Origin of the sequence: Anabaena sp. UHCC 0399, from assembly GCF_034931465.1 — a bacterium.
Lineage (GTDB): Bacteria > Cyanobacteriota > Cyanobacteriia > Cyanobacteriales > Nostocaceae > Trichormus > Trichormus minutissimus.
This window is the reverse complement of record NZ_JAYGGZ010000014.1, coordinates 93143-114458: the sequence shown is the minus strand read 5'-3', so window position 1 is coordinate 114458 and position 21316 is coordinate 93143. Positions and strand designations below refer to the sequence as shown.

Below are 21316 nucleotides of genomic sequence, written 5' to 3'. Positions count from 1 at the left end.
ACAAATTTTTATCGCTGATTTCTTTAATAAAAAATGTCTGCCTAGGCAGACATTTGTGAGGTCTTCTGTCACTTTAATGGGCTACAATCATGTGTTTATCATGATGCTTTTATTTTTGATGAATAAGAGTAATAAAACAAGTAGTTTTATATCATAAATCAGACATAACCAATGGAATTATATCTTTATATCTAAATTTTGTTTGCCCAAAAGTAATGATTCATGATTTAAATTTTCATGGGAAACACCAAATATATGCGATTTTAAAAATACATCTGTGGTAGTTTGTTTAGCAAGGCTAGCTCCCTATAAAAGATATAGAAATACTAGTATTTTGCATAGCAGAGAAAAAGGAATCTTTCTAGTTTTATCTCAGACATAACTTACATACTTAAGTCCAATGGGACGTGAAATCTACCATGTTTTTTCAACTATAAAAGTAGAGGTGGTCAGGTTAACAACCCCAGAAATTCCCAGTTCTGGGGTTTTACTTTTTGACAAAAAAAGGGCGCAATATTTTGCACCCTAAGAGGTGGTAGAAACTAAGTTCTAACCTTTGTCATCTGGGAACGCTGTTAACCGACATCATCGTGGGCGAAACGGTTAAAGAGGAAATCTAAGGCGTAGTTACGCAGCTTATAATATTGTGGATCTTCCATAATGCGGCTGCGATCGCGCGGACGAGAAAAAGGAATTTCCATGACTTCACCAATTTTGGCGTGTGGGCCGTTGGTCATCATCACTAATTTATCTGCTAAAAACAAGGCCTCATCAATGTCGTGGGTAATCATCAACACGGTACAGCGATTTTCGTTCCAAATTTTCAGCAGTTCTTCCTGTAATTCTTCTTTGGTAATCGCGTCTAGTGCGCCGAAAGGTTCGTCTAAAATTAAGACTTTGGGACGAATCGCTAAAGCACGCGCTATAGAAACCCGTTGTCTCATACCGCCGGACATTTGGGGGGGTTTCTTTTCCATCGCATCACCCAATCCCACCATTGCTAGGTGTTCTCGGACAATTGCGCGTTTTTCGGCTTCTATTTTGTTGGGGTAAACGGCGTTAACTGCTAGGTAGATGTTTTCAAACGCTGTGCGCCAAGGTAATAAAGCATAGTTTTGAAAGACTACCATTCTATCGGGGCCTGGTTTGGTGATGGGTTGACCTTCTAGTAAGACTTGTCCGGTGGTGGGAATGTTAAAGCCTGACACCATATTCAGCAAGGTGGATTTACCACAGCCGGAGTGACCAATGACGCAAATAAATTCACCTTTTTCTACGTTGAGGTTTACGCCGTCGAGGACGGTGAAGGGGCCTTTTTTGGTGGGGTAGACTTTGGTAACGTCTTTAATTTCTAAGAAAGGTGTGGAGTTACTGGCAGTGAAAGAGGGGGATTTGAGGGTTGTAGTGCGGTTTTGCATGGTGATTTGAGGGGGGATTTTTAACGCAAAGGTTGGGGAGGTAAGCGCAGAGGTACGCGGAGAATGAGGGTAAGATGGGGAGTTTTGATTGCTTGTAAATGAATGAGGTTCTGATACTCGTGAACGGGGTTCAAAGGCTCGTGAACGGAGTTCAAAGGCTCGTTTTTGATTTAAGCTACTCTTTTAGTGGGTGAGTCTAGGATGACTTCGGCAACTGAAACATCACGTTTAATTTGTAAGCTGTTGAGGTAGGCGATGGGATCATCAGCGTTAAAGGGTGTTCCATCAAATAATTGAATGGGTTGGCGGGTGTAGCTGATATCTAAACCTAGTTCTCTGGCGGCGGTGCTAAATATACGAACGCTGCACACTCTTTCGACGATTTCTACCCAGTTTCTAGGAAAGGGAGTGTCACCCCAACGGGCTAATTGACTCATAATCCACATTTGTTCGGTGCGACTGGGGCGATTAATTGCTGACTCGGAGTAAAATTGATGGTGAGCATACTGGCGTAGTGGATGGTCTACATCACAGGTAACGCCGTTAGGGTCTTCTAGTTGGATGTATTCTAAATCGGTGCTAACGTAATCTCTACTTGCTAAAATTTGTCTAATTTCTTCCGCATTTTCGGGGTTAGCACAATACTGGCAGGCTTCGAGTAAGGCTTTGGTTAAGGCAATATAAGTATTAGGATATTTCTCTGCCCAATCTTCCCGCACAGCGAGAACTTTACCGGGATGTCCTAACCAAACTTCTAAGTCTGTGGCGATGGTAAAGCCTACACCTTCCTCGGCGGCGCGGTAGTTCCAAGGTTCACCGACACAGTAACCGTCAATGGTGGCGGCTTGTAAGTCGGCTACCATTTGGGCGGGAGGAATGGTTTTCATGTCTACATCTAAGTCGGGGTCAATTCCCCCAGCCGCTAACCAGTAACGTAGGAGTAAGTTGTGCATAGATGCTGGATGCACTACGCCCATGATGTGGCGTTGTTCGCGGGTACGCAGTAGGTAATCTTTGAAATCAGATAAGGTACGTACACCTTGGTCATAGAAGCGTTTAGCTAAGGTGATGGCGTTACCGTTACGCGTCATGGTGAGGGAGGTGACAACGGGGAGGGGTTTATTATCATGTCCTCCCAGTGTTAACCACATGGGCATCCCAGAAGGCATTTGTGCTGCATCAATATAACCGCCAGCCATACCATCAACGATACCGCGCCAGCTACTTTCCCGGATGAGGTTAACTTCATCTAAGCCGTGTTTGGTGAAGAAACCTTTTTCTTTGGCTACTGCTAAGGGGGCGCAGGCGGTGAGGGGTAAGAAGCCAATTTCTAGGTTAACTTTTTCTAACCCATGCCTAGCCACATCGGCTATTTTACGGGCGCGGATTTTCTTCACCCGTTTTTGCTGGTTGAGGAAGTAAATCATCTCACTCCGTAAGCTGTAGTAGCTGGGGTGTTCTACTACTTCCATGCGTTTGCGGGGGCGGGGGATATCAACTTCGAGAATGTCACCAATTTTCGATTCTGGCCCGTTGGTGAGCATGACAATTCTGTCAGACAACAGCACTGCTTCATCTACGTCATGAGTTACCATCACGGCGGTAACTTGATTTTCTTCGCAGATTTGCATTAACTGTTCTTGTAAGTTACCCCGTGTCAGGGCATCGAGTGCGCCGAAGGGTTCATCTAATAGTAATAGTTTAGGACGAATCGCTAGAGCGCGAGCGATCGCAACTCGTTGTTTTTGTCCCCCCGATAACATCCCCGGCTGTTTATCTGCATGGGGACGCAAACCCACCATATCAATATGTTTTTCAACAATCGCCTTCCGTTCAGCTGCCGGCATTCCCCGCATGACTGAATCTACAGCCAGAGTAATATTTTCTCGTACCGTCCGCCAAGGCAACAAAGAATAATTTTGGAATACCACCATCCTATCTGGCCCGGGTTTGGTAATTCTTTGTCCTTCCAGAGTCACAATACCTTCTGTGGGTAAATCCAAACCAGCAATCATATTTAATAAAGTCGATTTACCGCAACCGGAGTGACCAATTAAAGAAACAAATTCACCTTTTTTAATTTGTAGATCAATTCCTTTCAAGGCGATATATTGACCACCGCCAGTTAGGTTAAATACTTTGTCAATTTGGTCAACAGCAACAAATGTAGGCATAGTAATTGGGGGAGTGAGTTTTTAACGCAGAGGGACACTGAGGTTGGCGCAGAGGGACGCTGAGTTTTAAGGGTTAATAATAGCTGCCGGATTTACGGTATTCGAGGGCGGTTAATCCTTCGTTTTCAAGGACTTCGCCGTTATCCACTACTGCATAAATTAACCATCTGTCACCGCATTTAATTTGATTTTGAACTGTGCATTCCAAATAAGACAATGCTTCGGTGAGAATGAGAGAACCATTAACGGCGGTTTTAGTAGAAAGATTGATAAATGGGTTATCTCCTAAAGTGCTTTGCCGGGAAAAATAGCGGCGGACATTTCTACCTTCTTTGAGAATATTCAGCACAAATTTATCGCCGGAATGACACATTAAATCTGCATTTTGTTCATCAGCGATCGCAATCATGATTCCTGGAGGGTTAAAGGTGGCTTGAGATACCCAAGAAGTTAAAACACCTTTGTGGGTGTCTTCATCATGAGTTGTGACTACACACAAAGAACCAATAATCCGCCCTACTGCTTGTTCGGTACGATCTACATGGGTTTCTGTAACAACTTGGCGGGTAGTCCGCAATTTTTTAGTTTTCTTCAAGTTTTGGGCAAAGGTTGCACCGGCTTGTTGACATTGTTGAAGAACTTCAGCTGTAGGAGTGAAGCGGACGCGAATTGATTCAAACCCTAAACGATAATTGGCATCTTTGAGTTTGTTTTCTAATAAGTCAATGGCTTCTCCACTCCAGCCGTAAGAACCAAATACTGCGGCTAATTTGGTTTTCGCTGCTGTGGCTAAAATTATTCCTAAAGCAGTTTGAATCTGAGTAGGTGCATGGCCGCCTAAAGTGGGTGAGCCAATAACAAATCCGTCGCTTGCTTCGACAATGCGGGTAATTTCGGCGGTATCTGCTAGTTCACAGTTAATAGATTCTACATTAACTCCATTTTCAATTAAACCTTGAGCGATCGCATTTGCCAAAACTGCTGTATTTCCATAAGCAGAAGCATAAAGCAACGCCACAGTTAATTCTTGAGATTTTTGCCCTTGACACCATTGGCGGTAATCATAAGTAAATCGGCTGAGGCTGTAACGCACAACTGGCCCATGAGCAGGGGCGTAAGATTTGGCGGGGAAAACCGAGAATTTTTCTAAAGCAACTTCAACCTGTTTAGCTTGGGGTGCATGGAGACACTCAAAATAGTAACGACGTTCCGCGTCTAAAGTTTTCCAATCTTCATCAAATAAGGTATCTTCGCAAATATGTGCGCCAAAGAATTTATCTGTATAAAGAATCTTGGTGGCACAATCATATGTACACAATCCATCAGCCCAACGGGGAGTAGGTACGCGGACAAATGTAAGATGATGTCCCTGTCCTAAATCTAGAGTATCTTCAGAGCGCACAGCTTGAATGCGTGATTCCCACTCAGGAAAAGCCGCTTTGAGTGCATTAGCCCCAGGGCGAGAACAAATTAAGGTGACTTGAGGAACTTGAGAGAGCAACACTTGTAAAGTAGCTCTACGGTTGGGGTTGACATGACCGAGAACAATGTAATCTAGGGTGGTGAAATCTAGATGTTGCCCTAGTTCCTGGAGGTAAATTTCCGTAAAAGATTCACCAGGGGGATCAATTAAGGCTTTCTTATCAGCTTGGATAAGATAAGAATTGGCTGTAGTTCCCTTTTGGCGGGAATACTCAACCTCAAATTTTAGTCTCTCCCAAGTCCGCGATCGCAAAATTAATGTATCTTGACCAATATCAGCAACCTGAACATCTCTTTGACGATTGGTTGTTACAGCAGACATAGTAACCTCTCTTGATATGGGCATTGGGTATTAGGCATGATGTTGTCTCCCCTACACCCTTATAATTAATGGTGGTTGGTTTCTATTAATTCTGATTTGGCTCGATTCTTGTAGCGTTTAGATACTGCTTGTTCTGGATCAATGCCTTCAAAAGTTGGGGGTAGCCAAACTCGCAGAATTAGTAAGATTCCTAGAACTAATAAGAAGGCACAAGTAGCTAAAACCTGAGTCCAATTGGTTTCTAGAATACCTTTAACAATCACTTCTCGTAATGCCGAAACAATGGCAACTTCCACAGCTACCCCAATAGATACGCGATGTTCCTGTAGGTAGATAATCAGCAGTCGGAATAACTCAACTAAGATTAGTAAAAAAAGAATATCGGCGGTGACAGCATGAAAATTTAGCGGCGGAAGTAAGGAGAGAAACATATCTCTCACCTGAAGTAACATGAAGCTAAATAAACCAATACACAGACAAATCACTATCACGTCTTGGATAAATTCCAAGGTTCGCACGACGCGTCCCCGATTGATTTCATACATAGGGGTTGAGTTATCTTCAGCAGGATTGTACATGGCTGTTGTGAGGAGATTAGGGAAGGGGGCTAATTAATTCAAAATTCAAAATTCAAAATTAGAGAACTCTGCGCATGGGGTAGGGAGACAAGGGGGACAAGGAGGCTGGGAAGAATAACAATTCACAAATTAGTAATGATTACCAACTTTGCGGTGATGGACGGCGGTTAGTGCATTTACCTCGGCAACTCGTCCAGTTTGAACGGTGCTATAAATCACCCAATGATCTCCACAATCCATGCGGCTGGTGATTTCACATTCCATGTAAGCTAGAGCTTCAGCTAAAATAGGCGATTCATTGGTAGCAGCCGGATATGTTTTGACTCCAGCAAAGCGATCTGCACCGGGAGCAAAACGCTTGAGGAAATGTTTCATTAATCCTTGATATCTGCCTTCTTCCAAGACGTTTAACACAAAGCGATCGCCTACGTGCATTAAGGATTCGATGGCTCTATCTTTGGCAACTGCGATCGCTACTCCCAAGGGGTTAAGACTTGCTTGTGTCACCCAAGAAGCCAGCATTGCACTTTGAACGTCTCCTTTTTTGGCGGTGATAATATACAATCCTGTGCTAATCCGCCCTAGGGATTTTTCGATTTCGCTATTGAGAGATTTGATTTGTTTGATTGTGCGATCGCGATTTAACCATTGCCCTAGATCCGTTCCTGCTTCATCACATAATTGCTCTATGACTTTGGTGGGAATTTCCTTAACTAAAATAGGGGGAAAAGCTGCAATTAATCCTAGTTCTTGAAACTTATTGCGTAAGGGGTAAACGGGTTCATCTTCTCCTCCTCCCGACTCTAATAAACCAATTGCTTGCTTATTGTGAGCAGCAGCCAAGATAGTGTTTAAGGCTGCTTGTGCTACAGCTGAAGATTGGGGAGGCATTGCAATCACTAAACCAGCCGCTTGTGCAACTAATTCTCTGATTTCTTGGGGTTCAGTATCATTGAGAGCTACTAACTCTACCGCCACACCTGTTTTTGCACTACCGGAAGCGATCGCTCTTACTAAACTCTCACTATAACCGTAATCTTCAACATAAAATAAAGCCACTAATGTCTCTGTTTTAGCTTGCTCTAAACTCCAATTTTGATAACGTCCGATCCATTCAGAAAGAGAGTATTTTAGTAAAGGCCCGTGACCTGTTGCAATTGTTCCTATTTCTAACTTTTCAATCCGCTTTAAAGCTGCCAAAACAGAACGCGCATTTGGCCCCATGAGGCAGTCATAATAATATGCAAAATCTTCTTCAATTGCACTGAAATTCTCATCATAAGTGTGATCATCACAGTAGTGCATTCCGAACACATCACAGGTGTAAAGAATACTAGTTTTATGGTCATAAGTGAAGATTGTATCAGGCCAATGTAAGTTAGGCGCAGAAATAAATTCTAACTCGTGACCATTGCCCAAATCTAGGCGTTCTCCACTTTTTACCAGCATTGATTTAAAGGGCTGGTGAACCATATCTTCTAAAAATTTTATAGCTACTTTAGCCCCAACAACAGTAATATCAGGAGCTAATTGCAACATATCTTTAACTAAGCCACTATGATCTGGTTCAGTGTGGCTAATAATCAAATAATCAACCTGATTTATGTCGATTAATCCTGTAATTATTTCCAGATATAACTGCTCAAACTTGCGGTGAGAAGTATCAACTAAAGCAACTTTGTCACCCTGAATTAAGAAAGAATTATAAGTCGTGCCATTCCTTAAACCAAACTCAATATCAAAACGCTCTCTATCCCAATCTAGACAACGAATAGCAGTTGTTTGAGAGGCAATTTCCACAGTTTCAATTGTCAATCTTCCAGGGTTGGGGTTAACTTGATTAAGTTGTGTGAGTGCGACCATTAGTTTTATCCAAAAATATATTATGTAGAGCGAGTTTTCTTATCTCTTATGTTTACCTGAAAAAAAAAATTAGTAAAATGCCAATTCCTGAAGCGATTGATTAGTAAATTTTATTGTTTATGGAATTGAATAATCATTGTGATATATCAATGTTTATCATTAGTTTCCTACCCATGAAAAATTTAAATTGTGGCAATAAGTTTCATAAACATGACTAATAACGGATAATGTGATACTCAGCATCAACAGTTAACGGTTAACCGTTAACCATCAATTAGGGACTTCCAGATAAAAAAATATCCAAACTGTAGGGTGCGTCAGCATGAATAATTTCTGAGTATAGTTCGGTTCTATCGCACTGACGCACCCTACCCAACTGCGAATTGCGAATTGGTATTACTTCTGTTCTGTCGGTAAAATCAGGTTTTGAATCCAAGCCATGAGTTTATCTAGTAACAAACCCACTACACCGATGTAAACTAGTGCCAAAATAATTTCGCTGATGTAGTTATTCTGATAGGCATCCCAGATAAAGAAACCAATACCGACAATTCCTGACATGACAATTTCTGCGGCGATAATTGCTAACCAAGCTAAACCGATCGCAATTCTCAACCCAGTAAAAATGTAGGGTAAAGCCGCAGGAATGAGAATATTAAGGAAATAGTCTTTTTTAGACAGTTGCAGCACTTTAGCAACATTGTTATAGTCTTGGGGAATTTCTTTGACACCTACAGCCGTGTTAATGAGAATCGGCCAAATTGCGGTAATAAAGATGACAAACAAGGCGGCGGGTTCGTTTTGTCTTAAAGCTGCTAAGGAAATCGGCACCCAAGCTAAAGGCGGTACAGTTCGCAATAACTGAAACAGAGGATCTAAAGCTTTAGACATGGTTTTATTCACACCAATCGCAATGCCTAAAGCAATACCAATCACGGCAGCTAAAGAGTAACCAATAGCTACCCGTTGCAGACTAGCCCAAATCTGCCAAAATAATCCTTTATCAATGCCACCTCTATCATAAAAGGGATACAAAATCAAAATCCAAGTATCTTGTATAACCTTAATAGGCCCTGGTAATGTCGCGCCAGGAGTCCAAGAAAACAGTTGCCAGATAGCGAGAAAAATTGCGATCGCCAAAATCGGCGGAACAAGTTCAGGAAATTGTTTTTGCAGACGAGATAGGAAGCTGTTCTCAAACTTTGGGTTAGCAGCTCTTCTTTGTGCTATGGTCATGATTTTTAATGTTCCTCAGATGACAAATGAAAAGGGGTGTAGAGGTGTAAATTCTACTCAATACCCAGATGAGATGAATCGCGTCGCTAGAAAGCTATTGATTAAACACTGACTTTTTTGATTTGCAAACTTTTGAGGTATGCTTCGGGGTTTTCGGGGTCGAATTTTGCACCATCAAAAAACTCTTCTACACCACGAGATGTATTTGTCGGAATATCACCAACCGCAATTCCTGCTTCTTTCGCTGCTTCTTTCCAAATATCTTCGCGGTTGACTTTATCGATTAATGCTCTAGCTTTGGCAGCATTATTTACAATGTAATCTTTAGGCAAGAATCCCCAACGCACGCTTTCGGTAATGAACCACAAATCATGACTCTTATAAGGATAAGAAACGCTACCTTTTTCATCTTTCCAATACAAAGCTGCCATTGATCTGTCATCAATTTTGCGACCTTCACCCATGTCATATTTACCCATGAATGGGTCGATTAAAACATCAACCGGCACATTAAAATAAGCTCTTTGTGACAAAATATTAGCCATTTCTTGGCGGTTATCAAAGTTGTCGCACCACTGTTGAGCTTCCATGATGCCTTTTAATAAAGCTTTGGTGGCTTTGGGATGTTGGTCAACCCAATCTGCTCTCATAGCAAGATATTCTTCGGGGTGATTCTTCCAAATTTCTGCTGTCAGTGCAGCCATATAGCCAATTTTGTCTTTAACGATGCGGAAAGGCCAGGGGTCGCCGGTACTGAAAGCATCCATTGTTCCTGTCTTCATGTTGGCGACGGTTTGCGCTGATGGAACGGTGAGCAATTTTACGTCTGCATCGGGGTCAATACCTCCGGCTGCTAACCAGTAACGAATCCAGAAATCTTGGTTAACGGCTGGGAAGGTTTGGGCGGCTGTGAAGGGCGTGGGGGAGGCTTTGAGTTTGGAGAATACAGCCTTAGCTCTCGCTAATTCTAAGCCGATACCGCTACCTTGGTGTTTATTGGCGATCGCAATCCCATTTCCATGTGTGATTAACTGACATAATACATACATGGGAATTGGCTTATTACCCTTGGTAATTAAACCTTCCGTAATTAAATGAGGCATAGGCATTTGCCATTGACCACCATCAATACCACCACCAGCCGAACCAATTTCTACGTTATCTCTAGCTGCACCCCAAGAAGCTTGTTTGGCTAGCTCAACATTGGTCATACCATACTTCGCAAAAAAGCCTTTTTCTTGAGCAATAATTAAAGGCGCAGCTTCCACAATCGGCACATATCCTAAATTGACTTTAGTTACTTCTGGAGCTTGTTCTGGGCTAGTATTTGCTGCTGCTTGAGCAGTTGGTGCAGATTGGTTATTCCCTCCTGTGTTAGCTTCTGGGGGATTTCCTAAACAACCCTTCAAGAACACAGCACCAGCTGATGCGCCTGCTGTCGCGATAAATTTACGGCGAGAAATTTGGTTAAAAAAGTCTGACATCACAACTCCTAAATCCAGTAATTTAATTTATTTATGCACCACAATTTATGCAAGTGAAATCTGATGTTTCTTGCAACCGTTATGAAACTTTCCCTTATATTGAACTAGCCCTTGATAACTACTTATTATTAAAAATAATTATCATGGCTAAATTTTGCTAGTTTAATGTCTTTTGCCGGGTTGGTTTAAAGCAGTTCTTCATTCATTGAAATTAGTTTACAGGTATTTCTGCCAAAGTGGTTAACTCTGAGAAGGCAATTATTAAATAAATATTAGATTGGACATATAAGTAAAAACTTATCGTTGGCAGTCAAAGCCCTAAGGAAGTTTCAATGTATCAGTATTTATTGATGGTAACTATTGAATTTATGGCATAAATCTAGAACTTATATCGATCAGATTTGATTATTGAAAAAATTTAAGTATGTGTAGGGTGTGTTAGTAACGCACCCTACACATATTTCAGAAATTAAATATGATTCCTATAGTGAATCTCAATATGTAGTCAACCTATTGCATTTATAAGTTTAAAAAATGCAAAGTACCGTTTTTCTTAATCAATAATTTCGGGCAGCTATTTTTGATCATAAAAAGGTAATTTCTAATCACAAGTATTAGCTACACTCTATGTATAAGGTTTTTATACTCAGTCCCCAAGTTTTAATTATCTAATTCACGCGAGAGATGCTGTCAGATGTACTATTGAGGGAAGAATAAATTATGCTTTGCTCATAATGACCTTAGCTGAAACTCCCAACACCAAAAACTCTCTCAATCCTTTTCTCACCCTGAATTACGAACCAGCTTTGGCATCCTTGGGTGATGATTATTATGATGAAGTAGCCGCAGCAGAATTTCCTCAACATACTCTGCGCTGGCGCAATGATGCCCTATTACCCAAATTGGGTCTAAATCCCAAAGACGTTCAGGACGAAGACTTTATTACAGCTTTTAGCTTGTTTCAAGGACGTAAACCATTTTTAGCACTGCGTTATCACGGCTATCAATTCGGGGAATATAACTCCCAGTTAGGTGACGGACGGGGTTTCTTATATGGTCAAGTCCGTGGTATTGATGGCGAACTCTATGATTTTGGTACTAAAGGTTCTGGGAGAACACCCTATTCCCGTGGTGGTGATGGGATGCTAACCCTCAAAGGTGGGGTCAGGGAAGTTTTAGCAGCAGAAGCCTTACATCAGTTGGGGGTTCGTACCTCTCGCTGTCTCACGATGATTGAAACTGGTTTATCCCTGTGGCGCGGTGATGAACCTTCACCTACTCGTTCGTCTGTAATGGTCAGGATGAGTAGTTCACATATTCGGTTTGGGACTTTTGAGCGTTTGTACTATTTACAACGTCCAGATTTAATTCAAAAGTTATTAGACCATGTAGTTGAGCATTATTACTCGCACTTAGTTAATGAACAAGATAAATATGCTTTGTTCTATGCCGAATTAGTTAAACGAGTCGCAGAACTAGTTGCACAGTGGATGGCCGCAGGTTTTTGTCATGCAGTTCTCAATACTGACAATATGGCAATTACTGGGGAAAGCTTTGACTACGGTCCTTATGCGTTTATTCCTACTTATGACCCTTACTTCACTGCTGCATATTTCGACTATTACAAACGCTATTGTTATAGTCATCAACCAGGTATTTGCCAATTAAATCTGGAATTGCTCCAACAACCATTAAGGTCAGTTATCGATAAAGGTGATTTAGACGCTGGACTGGCAAAATTTGGTGATTATTACGTTGCGGAATATCGTTCTTTAATGCTGAAAAAATTAGGTTTTGAGCAGTTGCTTATGCCTGAAGCTGATGAATTGTTAAGTCTAACTATTCAATTTCTGCAAGATAGCCAAGTTGGGTATCATCAATTTTTCTATGAAATGGCTCGTACTTTCTCCTCTAAGTGGAGAGAAGAACCAGGATTGGTACTCAACCCTTCAGATGTTGTACCTACATCGGATAAATCAGCAATTTTTGATAATTGGTGCTTACTTTACCATAAAATCTTAAATCATTTTGATCCTGAGCAAATGCAGAGTATTGCTGAAACTCTAAGTTATTACAATCCCAAAACTGTATTATTAAGACCTGTAATTGAGTCAATTTGGGAAGAAATTGCTCAAACGGATAATTGGCAACCTTTTTATCAGCTATTACAGACAATAGGGACTAAAAGCGAGTACGTATGAGCCAAGATAACTCCGTACTGAGTTTGGTCAAATAAAAAATATTTTGTGTCTTTGTAGTTTAACATCTGTCACTACAAAGACACAAATCTATATTCTCTGTTTCAGAAACAAATATACTAATACTAATATTGGATAAATTTTTATTGTCGTAATATATCAAGCTAATAGCTATATATATGCTGAGTTGAAATGCTGTGATATAGATAATTATTTGAATTTAATTAGGCAATTAATTCTAAATTAAGATAAAATTTCATTTTGATTTATTGAAAACATCAAAAGGACATGATTGATAAAATTAAAAAAATGTAAACAATTAAGAAATAAATATAAAATCAATAGATTTAAGTCAACAAAGGATGTATAAATTGTTTTACGATTGGGATTTTGCGTAATTGTCCCCTTGCTATGGCTAATTTTAATTACTTACAAAGAAAAAACTAGCTACAGACTTGTTCAAAGTGCTGGAGGATGAATCAGTGTACAGGCAGCACAAACATCAGAGATTTACATTGGTGAAATTTTTTAGCCCCCAAAAGTTGCTGCCGCTTCTGGTTGGTGTTGTGATTTTCATTGTAGTAATTATCCTTTGGCAGAGATTAATAGTTGCAGAGCAAAACAATATACAAGAACTGATTCAACAACAAGCGATCGCAACTAAAACCGAATTAGTTACCCAACTACAATATCGCATTCTAGCCCTAGAGCGCATGGGGAAACACTGGCAACTGCACAATAGTATCTCAAAAACGCAATGGGAAGTAGAAGCCGCAACCTATATACAAGATTATGGCGGCTACCAAGCAATTGAGAGGGTTGATCCGTCATGGCGGGTACGGTGGACTGTGCCATTAGCTAATAATCAAGCAGCACAAGATATTAACTGGAAGCAAGTAAATCAACAAAAGCAAGCCTTAGCAACAGCAGGTAGGAATCATCAAACTATGCTGACTCGTACAATGAAGCGAGAACCAGGTGTCTGGGGATTTTTAGCCTGTGTACCTTTATATAGTAACAAGCAATTTCATGGATTTATCTTAGGAATTTTCCACATTCAAACCCTTTTTGATTCTATTTTGCATATACCTGAGGGTTACAAAATTAGGGTATTTGACAGCAAAGATTTAATTTACAGCCAAGATACATCATCGCCAGTGCCAGCATCTTGGCATCAACAAATCAATATTGACTTGTACGGAGTCAACTGGCAATTACAGATTTATCCAACTCCTGAGTTATTAGCAGATTTACACTCACCTCTGCCCACCTTTGTCTTGCTAGCTGGAATATTAGCGGCTGGGGGACTCACATTATTAACTTATTTAGTACAAGTTACCCAAATTAGCAACCGTAAAATAGCAGCCATCAACCAAGAATTAGCGCAAAGAATTGCTGCACAACAACAAACAGAAATGGCTCTGCGTGCTAGTGAAAACCGATTGCGGCAGTTACTAGAAACAGCGAAAGTCATTCCCTGGGAATTAGATTTAAAAACTTGGCGTTTTACCTATGTAGGGCCACAAGCTGAAACCCTATTAGAATATCCCGTTGCCCAATGGTATGAAGAGAATTTTTGGTTAAATCATCTGTATGCCCAAGACAGAGAAAAGACATTAAGTATTTGTCTAGCAGCCATAGCTAGAGGCGAAAACCACGAGATGGAATACCGGATGATTGCCGGCGATGGCCGAGTTGTATGGCTGCGAGACATTGTAAGCGTAGTCCAAACCGATGGAAATCCCGTGCTGCTGCGAGGTTTCATGTTTGATATTACCGACTTGAAACTAGTAGAAGCAACCCTGCGCTTGCGGGAGAGAGCCTTGGCTGCTACTAGTAATGGTATTGTCATTGCCGATGCCAGACTAGCCAACAATCCCATCATTTATGTCAACTCTGGCTTTGAGCAAATCACAGGCTACAGTGCCACAGATGTCATTGGGCAGAATTGTCGCTTCTTGCAAGGTACAGACACCCAGCAACCAACACTCAATGAACTGCGATTAGCCCTAAAAGCTGGTAAAAGTTGCACAGTGATTGTGCGAAACTACCGCAAAGATGGCAGATTATTTTGGAATCAATTAAACATTTCTCCCATTTATGACGAAACAGGTCAATTAACCCACTTCCTAGGCATTCAAATAGATATTAGCGAACAGCAGGCTGTACTTCGTGAACGCCAACAAGCAGAAATGTCGCTACGTCGGCAAGCCCTTACCTTTGAAAATATCTACGATGGCGTCATCATCACTGATTTAAAAGGGAAAATTCTCGACTGGAATCCTGCCGCCGAAAGGATATTTGGCTATACCAAAGCCGAGATTTGTGAACAATCTATTAACACGTTACATCAGCCTGAAGCAGACGTAGCCTTGAATAACGCCATCATTGAAGACATTACTCAACATGGACGTTGGTCAGGGGAAATTAACTTTGTTCGCAAAGATGGTAGCCAGGGTATTTCTGAAACCACCATAGTACCTTTGCAAGATGAACAAGGACAAAATATAGCCACAATTAGCGTCAATCGTGACATCACCGAACGCAAACAATCAGAAGCTTTACTACATCGCAGTGAAGAACGCTTCCAAGCATTCATGAATCATAGCCCCACCCATGCTTGGATTACAGACGTTGAAGGTAAAATTATTTACCTAAGTGAAAATTATCGGCGCACCTTTAAATTACCTTTAAAAAAAATAATTGGCAAAAGCATTTTTGATATTTATCCAGCCCAATTTGCTCAACCCTTTCTAGAGACTATTCAAACAGTTGCTCGCACCAATCAAGTAGTGGAAGTTGTGGAGTCTGCTCCCTGTGCTGACGGCACAGTGCGAGATTTTTTGGTGTATAAATTTCCGATTTCCAGTCAAGAAGAGGAGTGTCTCATAGGAGGAATTGCCATTGACATTACTGAGCGTAAACGTGCAGAAGAAGCATTGCTTAAAAGTGAAGAACGTTGGCAACTAGTCATTAAAGGCAATCAAGACGCGATTTGGGATTGGAATATTATTGCCCAGGAAACCTTTCGCTCGGCACGCTGGGCAGAGTTAGTAGGAGAAGAAAACTATCAACCCATCAGTAGTAACGAAGATTGTACTAGCCGCATTCATCCCGAAGATTACGATCGCGTCATCGCTGTCAAGCAAAATTATCTCAGTCGCAAAATCCCCAAATATGTCATAGAGTATCGTCTGCGTTGCCACAATAACACTTACAAGTGGGTATTAGTTCATGCTACTGCCCAATGGGACGAACAAGGTAATCCAGTACGGATGGTCGGCTCAATCAAAGATATTACCGAACGAGTGCAAGCACAAGAAACATTGCAAAGACAGTTAAATCGGACACTGCTCCTGGAAAAAATTACTCAAGAAATTCGTCAAAGTCTGGATATTAAAGAAATTTTTGCCACCGCCGCGACTCAAATTGGACAAGCTTTTGCGGTTGATCGCTGTTTAATCCATGCCTACGTTTGTGACCCCTCTCCCCGCATTCCCCTAGTAGCAGAATATAATAATGTCCCTGGTTTCTGCTTTATGGAGAAACTAGAAATACCGATGTCGGGGAATCCGCACGGTCTAGAAATGATGACCCATGATCGAGCGATCTCCTCACCCAATGTTTACGAAGATCCTTTACTAGAATCTTTCGTCCTCATGTGTCGGGCAATTGACTTGAAATCCATGCTAGCCATCCGCACCTCTTATCAAGGAGAACCCAATGGTGCGATCGGCTTACACCAGTGTAGTCATTTCCGTCAGTGGAATCAGGACGAAATTGAATTACTAGAGGCAGTAGCCGCACAGTTAGGCATTGCCCTTGCCCAAGCGCAACTCCTCGAAAAAGAAACCCGCCAACGGGAAGAACTCACTTTGAAAAACTTTGCCTTAGAACGGGCAAAAAGGGCAGCAGAAGCAGCAAATCGGGCAAAAAGTGAATTTTTGGCGATGATGAGTCATGAAATTCGCACCCCCATGAATGCCATCATCGGCATGACAGAACTACTGCTCAATACTGATTTGACACTCCAACAGCGAGACTTTTTAGAAACCGTCTTAACCAGTAGTGAAGCTTTGCTCACCATCATTAATGACATTCTGGATTTTTCCAAAATTGAGTCAGGGAAATTAGAACTAGAAGCACAGCCTGTTAATATTAGAACTTGCGTAGAACAAGTAATTGACTTGTTAGCCTCCAAGGCTGCCCAAAAAGATATTGAACTAGCTTATCTAATTGATCCCCAAGTGCCGACTCAGATTGTCGGTGATTTAACTCGTCTGCGGCAAATCTTAACCAACTTGCTCAACAACGCTATTAAATTCACCGAAAAAGGCGAAGTGATTCTTTCTGTACATAGCACTCCCAAAGCAAAAAACTGCTGCGAACTTCTCTTTAGCATCCAAGACACAGGCATCGGTATTCCATCTGAGAAGATGAAACGCCTGTTTCAACCTTTTGTGCAAGCAGATGCCTCCATGACTCGCAAATATGGCGGTACAGGATTAGGACTAGTAATTAGTAAACGCTTAGGGAGGATGATGGGCGGTCATCTTTGGGTGGACAGTCAAGGATCTGTAGGTGGTAGTCCCCCTTCAGGATGGCAAAGCCAAAAGCCCGTATCATCTACTACCTCAACCCCAGGTTCTACCTTTTACTTCGCCATGACAGCCCCCATCTTTACTGATCCTCATGGCGATGAATTGATAACTGCCCCAACACAGTTGATCGGTAAACGCTTGTTAATAGTTGATGACAATTCTACCAATCGCAAAATTTTGCGCTTACAAGCTGAACCTTGGCAAATGCAAACTTATGTTGTGTCATCTGGTGTAGAAGCGTTAGCTTTGCTTGACCAGGAAATCAAGTTTGATATTGCAATTTTAGATATGCAGATGCCTGAAATGGATGGCTTGACCTTAGCGCGGGAAATCCGCAGGCGTTCTGCTTATCAATATTTACCCTTGATAATCCTCACCTCTTGGGGTAAGCAAGACAATGATTCTCATTTTAGAGATATGGGATTTGTTACCTATCTCCATAAACCAATTAAGCAATCTCAAATGTACGATGTTCTTACCTATAATTTGGGGAATCAACCAATTCGAGCGAGCATTTCTCATTCTCATCCCACCCCCATCGAGCAAAATTTGGCAGAGCAATTACCACTGCGGCTGCTGCTAGCTGAAGACATGGTAGTCAATCAGAAAGTTGCTCTACTCATGCTAAAAAAAATTGGCTATGGGGCTGACGTAGTCGCTAATGGGTTAGAAGTTTTAGAAGCATTACAACGTCAGACTTATGATGTCATTTTGATGGATGTGAATATGCCAGAAATGGATGGCTTAGAAACTAGCCGGAGAATTTGTCAAACTTGGAGTGCTGATTCTCGTCCCTATATTATCGCCATGACTGCTAATGCTATGCAAGGCGATCGCGAAGCCTGTCTAGCAGCTGGCATGAATAACTATATCAGTAAGCCAATTCAGATTGATGATTTAGCCAAAGCACTGGGTAAATGTCAGCCCCTCAAACTTCATGATCCCATCAGTTCCCAAATTCTCTGCCCCAACCCCAATGTCTCAGCAAATTGCGTGTCAAAAATAAACGTTATTGATACTAAAATATTGCAAGAATTACGTAATATGTTGTGCGGAGAAGCAGGTGCATTTGCTGAATTAATAGAATGTTACCTGACAGAAGCTCCTAAATTGATCCAAAATATTAGTGTAGCAATCACAACCAAAGATGCCCAAGCTATATGGAATACATCTCATAAACTTAAATCTAGCAGTGGCTCAGTGGGAGCAGTATTATTGGCACAACTTTGCAAGCAACTAGAAATACAGGGGCGTAGTAGTGACTTGGCAGGTATTACAGAAATCGGCTCACAACTTTGTCAAGAGTATGAGCGAGTCAAAACTGCTTTGCAAAGAGAAATTAATCAGGAGAGATCATGAACACTAGTGTCCTACAAGAGCCGTCTTTAATTCTCATTGTTGACGACGAGCCATTTATCAGGGCGCAGTTACGACTATCTCTACAATATGAAGGATATCGGACGGTAGAAGCTCAAGATGGTAGAGAGGCATTGAGTGTTTTTCATCAACTGCAACCAGACATAGTGCTTCTAGACGCAATTATGCCGGATATGGACGGATTTGAGTGTTGCACTCGCTTACAATTACTAGACCATAGCAAGCATACACCAGTTTTAATGATTACTGGACTGGAAGACAAAGAATCTGTTGATCGCGCTTTTGAAGTGGGTGCTATCGATTATGTTACTAAACCAATTCACTGGCCGGTTTTGCGTCAACGAGTCAAACGTTTGATTCAACAATCCCATCTCCAACAAAAGCTAGAAGCTGCTAATCGAGAATTAAAACGGTTGGTAACAATTGATGAATTGACTCAAATTGCTAACCGCCGTAGGTTTGAAGAATATTGTTCCCAAGAGTGGCACTGCATGGTAAGGGAGCAACTATCTTTGTCTTTGATTCTCTGTGATGTTGATTTCTTTAAAGCATATAATGATACCTACGGTCATCGGGCAGGCGATCGCTGTCTACAATTGGTTGCTAAAGCTATTCAAGATAGTGTCAAACGTCCGGCTGATTTAGTCGCCCGTTATGGCGGAGAAGAATTTGCTGTAATTTTACCCAGAACAGATGCTGAGGGTGCAGTTCATATCGCTGAGGCCATTTGCCAATCGGTGCGGTTGTTGGGTGTACCACATAGCACTTCACAAGCGAATATTTATGTCACCATCAGTGCTGGTGTAGCGACTATTACGCCTCAACCCAACTCCGATTTTCAAGAAATTATTGACGAAGCCGATCGCGCATTATATCAAGCTAAAATTGCCGGACGCGATCGCTGCCAAAAATACAACAAACTTCCCTCCTCTACTACTTTTTTATGGAAGGAAGTTGGGAAAGAATATTGAGGGCATGGGGTATGAGTTGCTTTTCCCCTGGTCTTTTCAATCAACAGTCAAGCTATGATCTTGATCAATCTCAATTACTAAATCAACCCATGAAGCAGATTGAGCTAAGGGTTTGATAAATAATTCTGGATGGAGCGAGCGCCAAAAATAATTGACAAATTTTTCAATCTCTGCATCTGTCATCCCAGATTTACCAGCCGCAATCATTTGTCGTTCTGCTTGTTTGCGCCACTCTACAGAATATCGGTAATCCTTGGGGTATAACACAATTAAGCTATCTAATCTTTCCCACAGTGGCAAATATTCACTCAGCCGAGTATTCATGTCACGGGCAAATGCTCTATCAACATCAGTGATAATGGGTGGCGGTGCATCGTCAAATATTAGCGTATCTATCGGCCGCATACCGACAAACCAACCTTCAAATAACAAAATATCAACTTTCTCTACAATCTCTGGATGAGTGCGATCGCCTGCACCACTGTAGGCAGATTTATCAAAGCGGGGGATGCTAACAGGAGTTTGTGATTGCCGAATTTGCTCTAGAACATTTATCCCTAAGTCTACATCGTGAGTTCCCGGTGGGCCACGCCAAATTAAGCGGGGATCTTCTTGGGTTAATGCTAGACGCTCATGATAAGTTTTATACAAGTCATCTAAAGATAAACTCACACTACAATATCCCAACTCCTGGAGAATCAACCCCAACAGTTGGCACATCGTAGTTTTACCTGTTCCTTGACTCCCTAAGATGCCTTGAATGAAAGGACGCTGTAACTTTTGATGTTGTGATGCTATTTTTACCGCCAGGGGTAGCCACAAGTCCCACAACACAGGTAACATCCTGTCTATGGGGGTATGCAGGCGATTTTGGCAAAATTGACTAAAAGCTGGTAATACAGATTGTAAAAGCTGCGATCGCTCTTGAATCACTTGCTCTACATTAACCGACGTGATCCCAAAGGCTTTTGCCCTTGATCTATCTTTTAAGGCTGCGGCTTGTGCTGCTTGTTGCCCACTTGCCGTCCCCATTGCTTGTAACCAATCGTTAATCATGAACCTAGTTTAAAGGCTTCAATAAATAAGCTATACGTAAAACCAACTTTCAAAAGGTTCAGCACTTCTACCCACAAGGCTCGCCTAGCAAAAAAACTCTGGCTATAGAATATTCTGCTTGTGACCTCTGTCATGACGACTAATACCCCAGCTACCCAAATATCTATTACACCACGTTGTCCTGCTATAGTGGAAATTGCCGTCCCCAAGAAAAAGCCAAACAAAAAGCTAATCAGCAGGAGCGACAGCCGCCGCCAAGGATTAGAAAACCATTGCCCCAAACGTCTAGCAATGGTATCAAACAAGTTGTTAAGACGTGTGTTTTGCATTGAATCAGGCTTTACCTAGTCAATATTCATTGGGCATTGGGTATCGGGCATTGGATTTTTCTCCCTCTGCTTCCCTTACATCGCTATACCCTTCCGTCTTTATACACTAATTTGATCTGGCTATATCATTTCATCATGCCCAGGACTGGCTGTAAAATATTAAGAGATGTAAATAATATGCTGTTGGTATATTTGGTTGTTTAAGCAAAGCTACCTTGTGACTCAAA

At 41.5% G+C, this 21316-nt stretch carries 12 protein-coding genes; 3 read left to right on the top strand and 9 right to left on the bottom strand.

Annotated elements, in window-relative coordinates; all coding sequences use genetic code 11:
* Positions 1 to 575: 575 nt before the first annotated feature.
* The 7 genes from VB693_RS10410 to VB693_RS10380 form a co-directional block, all read right to left on the bottom strand.
* Entirely contained in the window at positions 576 to 1418 is an 843-nt protein-coding gene (locus VB693_RS10410) for a nitrate ABC transporter ATP-binding protein (protein WP_323266198.1), read from the bottom strand.
* A 170-nt stretch (positions 1419 to 1588) separates the two neighbouring features.
* Positions 1589 to 3592, bottom strand: coding sequence for a nitrate ABC transporter ATP-binding protein (locus tag VB693_RS10405; protein WP_323266197.1), 2004 nt, complete (start codon positions 3590 to 3592; stop codon positions 1589 to 1591).
* Positions 3593 to 3665: 73 nt separating this feature from the next.
* The gene (locus tag VB693_RS10400) at positions 3666 to 5396 is read right to left on the bottom strand and encodes a diflavin flavoprotein (RefSeq protein ID WP_323266196.1); all 1731 of its coding nucleotides are present in this window, start codon (positions 5394 to 5396) and stop codon (positions 3666 to 3668) included.
* Positions 5397 to 5461: 65 nt separating this feature from the next.
* Positions 5462 to 5974: a phosphate-starvation-inducible PsiE family protein gene (locus VB693_RS10395; RefSeq protein ID WP_323266195.1), complete on the bottom strand. Its 513-nt coding sequence runs from the start codon at positions 5972 to 5974 to the stop codon at positions 5462 to 5464.
* Between the two features lie 129 nt (positions 5975 to 6103).
* Complete coding sequence (locus tag VB693_RS10390; RefSeq protein ID WP_323266194.1) at positions 6104 to 7837, bottom strand: diflavin flavoprotein; 1734 nt, start codon at positions 7835 to 7837, stop codon at positions 6104 to 6106.
* Between the two features lie 396 nt (positions 7838 to 8233).
* Positions 8234 to 9073, bottom strand: a complete 840-nt coding sequence (gene ntrB, locus VB693_RS10385) for a nitrate ABC transporter permease (RefSeq protein ID WP_323266193.1) — start codon at positions 9071 to 9073, stop codon at positions 8234 to 8236.
* A gap of 101 nt (positions 9074 to 9174) precedes the next feature.
* Positions 9175 to 10557 (bottom strand): CmpA/NrtA family ABC transporter substrate-binding protein, encoded by a 1383-nt coding sequence (locus VB693_RS10380; protein WP_323266192.1) that lies wholly within the window; start codon positions 10555 to 10557, stop codon positions 9175 to 9177.
* Positions 10558 to 11291: 734 nt separating this feature from the next.
* Here VB693_RS10380 and VB693_RS10375 point away from each other — a divergent pair.
* The 3 genes from VB693_RS10375 (at position 11292) to VB693_RS10365 (ending at position 19704) form a co-directional block, all read left to right on the top strand.
* Positions 11292 to 12758 (top strand): protein adenylyltransferase SelO, encoded by a 1467-nt coding sequence (locus tag VB693_RS10375; protein WP_323266191.1) that lies wholly within the window; start codon positions 11292 to 11294, stop codon positions 12756 to 12758.
* Between the two features lie 515 nt (positions 12759 to 13273).
* A complete protein-coding gene (locus VB693_RS10370; protein ID WP_323266190.1) occupies positions 13274 to 18715 on the top strand; it encodes a PAS domain S-box protein in 5442 nt (1813 codons plus the stop codon).
* On the top strand, positions 18712 to 19704 hold the full coding sequence (locus VB693_RS10365; RefSeq protein ID WP_323266189.1) for a PleD family two-component system response regulator: 993 nt from the start codon (positions 18712 to 18714) through the stop codon (positions 19702 to 19704). The genes VB693_RS10370 and VB693_RS10365 overlap by 4 nt, the downstream gene beginning before the upstream one ends.
* 36 nt (positions 19705 to 19740) lie before the next feature.
* Here the strand turns inward: VB693_RS10365 and VB693_RS10360 are convergent, their stop codons facing one another.
* Complete coding sequence (locus VB693_RS10360) at positions 19741 to 20760, bottom strand: glycerate kinase (protein ID WP_323266188.1); 1020 nt, start codon at positions 20758 to 20760, stop codon at positions 19741 to 19743.
* Positions 20757 to 21089, bottom strand: a complete 333-nt coding sequence (locus tag VB693_RS10355; RefSeq protein ID WP_190707714.1) for a DUF565 domain-containing protein — start codon at positions 21087 to 21089, stop codon at positions 20757 to 20759. Before VB693_RS10355 ends, VB693_RS10360 begins: the two co-directional genes overlap by 4 nt.
* Positions 21090 to 21316: the final 227 nt, after the last annotated feature.

What these genes read in the sequence shown, in the direction of transcription:
- VB693_RS10410 (WP_323266198.1), bottom strand. Translation starts at nt 1,418, where the DNA reads ATGCAAAACCGCACTACAACCCTCAAATCCCCCTCTTTCACTGCCAGT.
- VB693_RS10405 (WP_323266197.1), bottom strand. Translation starts at nt 3,592, where the DNA reads ATGCCTACATTTGTTGCTGTTGACCAAATTGACAAAGTATTTAACCTA.
- VB693_RS10400 (WP_323266196.1), bottom strand. Translation starts at nt 5,396, where the DNA reads ATGTCTGCTGTAACAACCAATCGTCAAAGAGATGTTCAGGTTGCTGAT.
- VB693_RS10395 (WP_323266195.1), bottom strand. Translation starts at nt 5,974, where the DNA reads ATGTACAATCCTGCTGAAGATAACTCAACCCCTATGTATGAAATCAAT.
- VB693_RS10390 (WP_323266194.1), bottom strand. Translation starts at nt 7,837, where the DNA reads ATGGTCGCACTCACACAACTTAATCAAGTTAACCCCAACCCTGGAAGA.
- ntrB (WP_323266193.1), bottom strand. Translation starts at nt 9,073, where the DNA reads ATGACCATAGCACAAAGAAGAGCTGCTAACCCAAAGTTTGAGAACAGC.
- VB693_RS10380 (WP_323266192.1), bottom strand. Translation starts at nt 10,557, where the DNA reads ATGTCAGACTTTTTTAACCAAATTTCTCGCCGTAAATTTATCGCGACA.
- VB693_RS10375 (WP_323266191.1), top strand. Translation starts at nt 11,292, where the DNA reads ATGACCTTAGCTGAAACTCCCAACACCAAAAACTCTCTCAATCCTTTT.
- VB693_RS10365 (WP_323266189.1), top strand. Translation starts at nt 18,712, where the DNA reads ATGAACACTAGTGTCCTACAAGAGCCGTCTTTAATTCTCATTGTTGAC.
- VB693_RS10360 (WP_323266188.1), bottom strand. Translation starts at nt 20,760, where the DNA reads ATGATTAACGATTGGTTACAAGCAATGGGGACGGCAAGTGGGCAACAA.
- VB693_RS10355 (WP_190707714.1), bottom strand. Translation starts at nt 21,089, where the DNA reads ATGCAAAACACACGTCTTAACAACTTGTTTGATACCATTGCTAGACGT.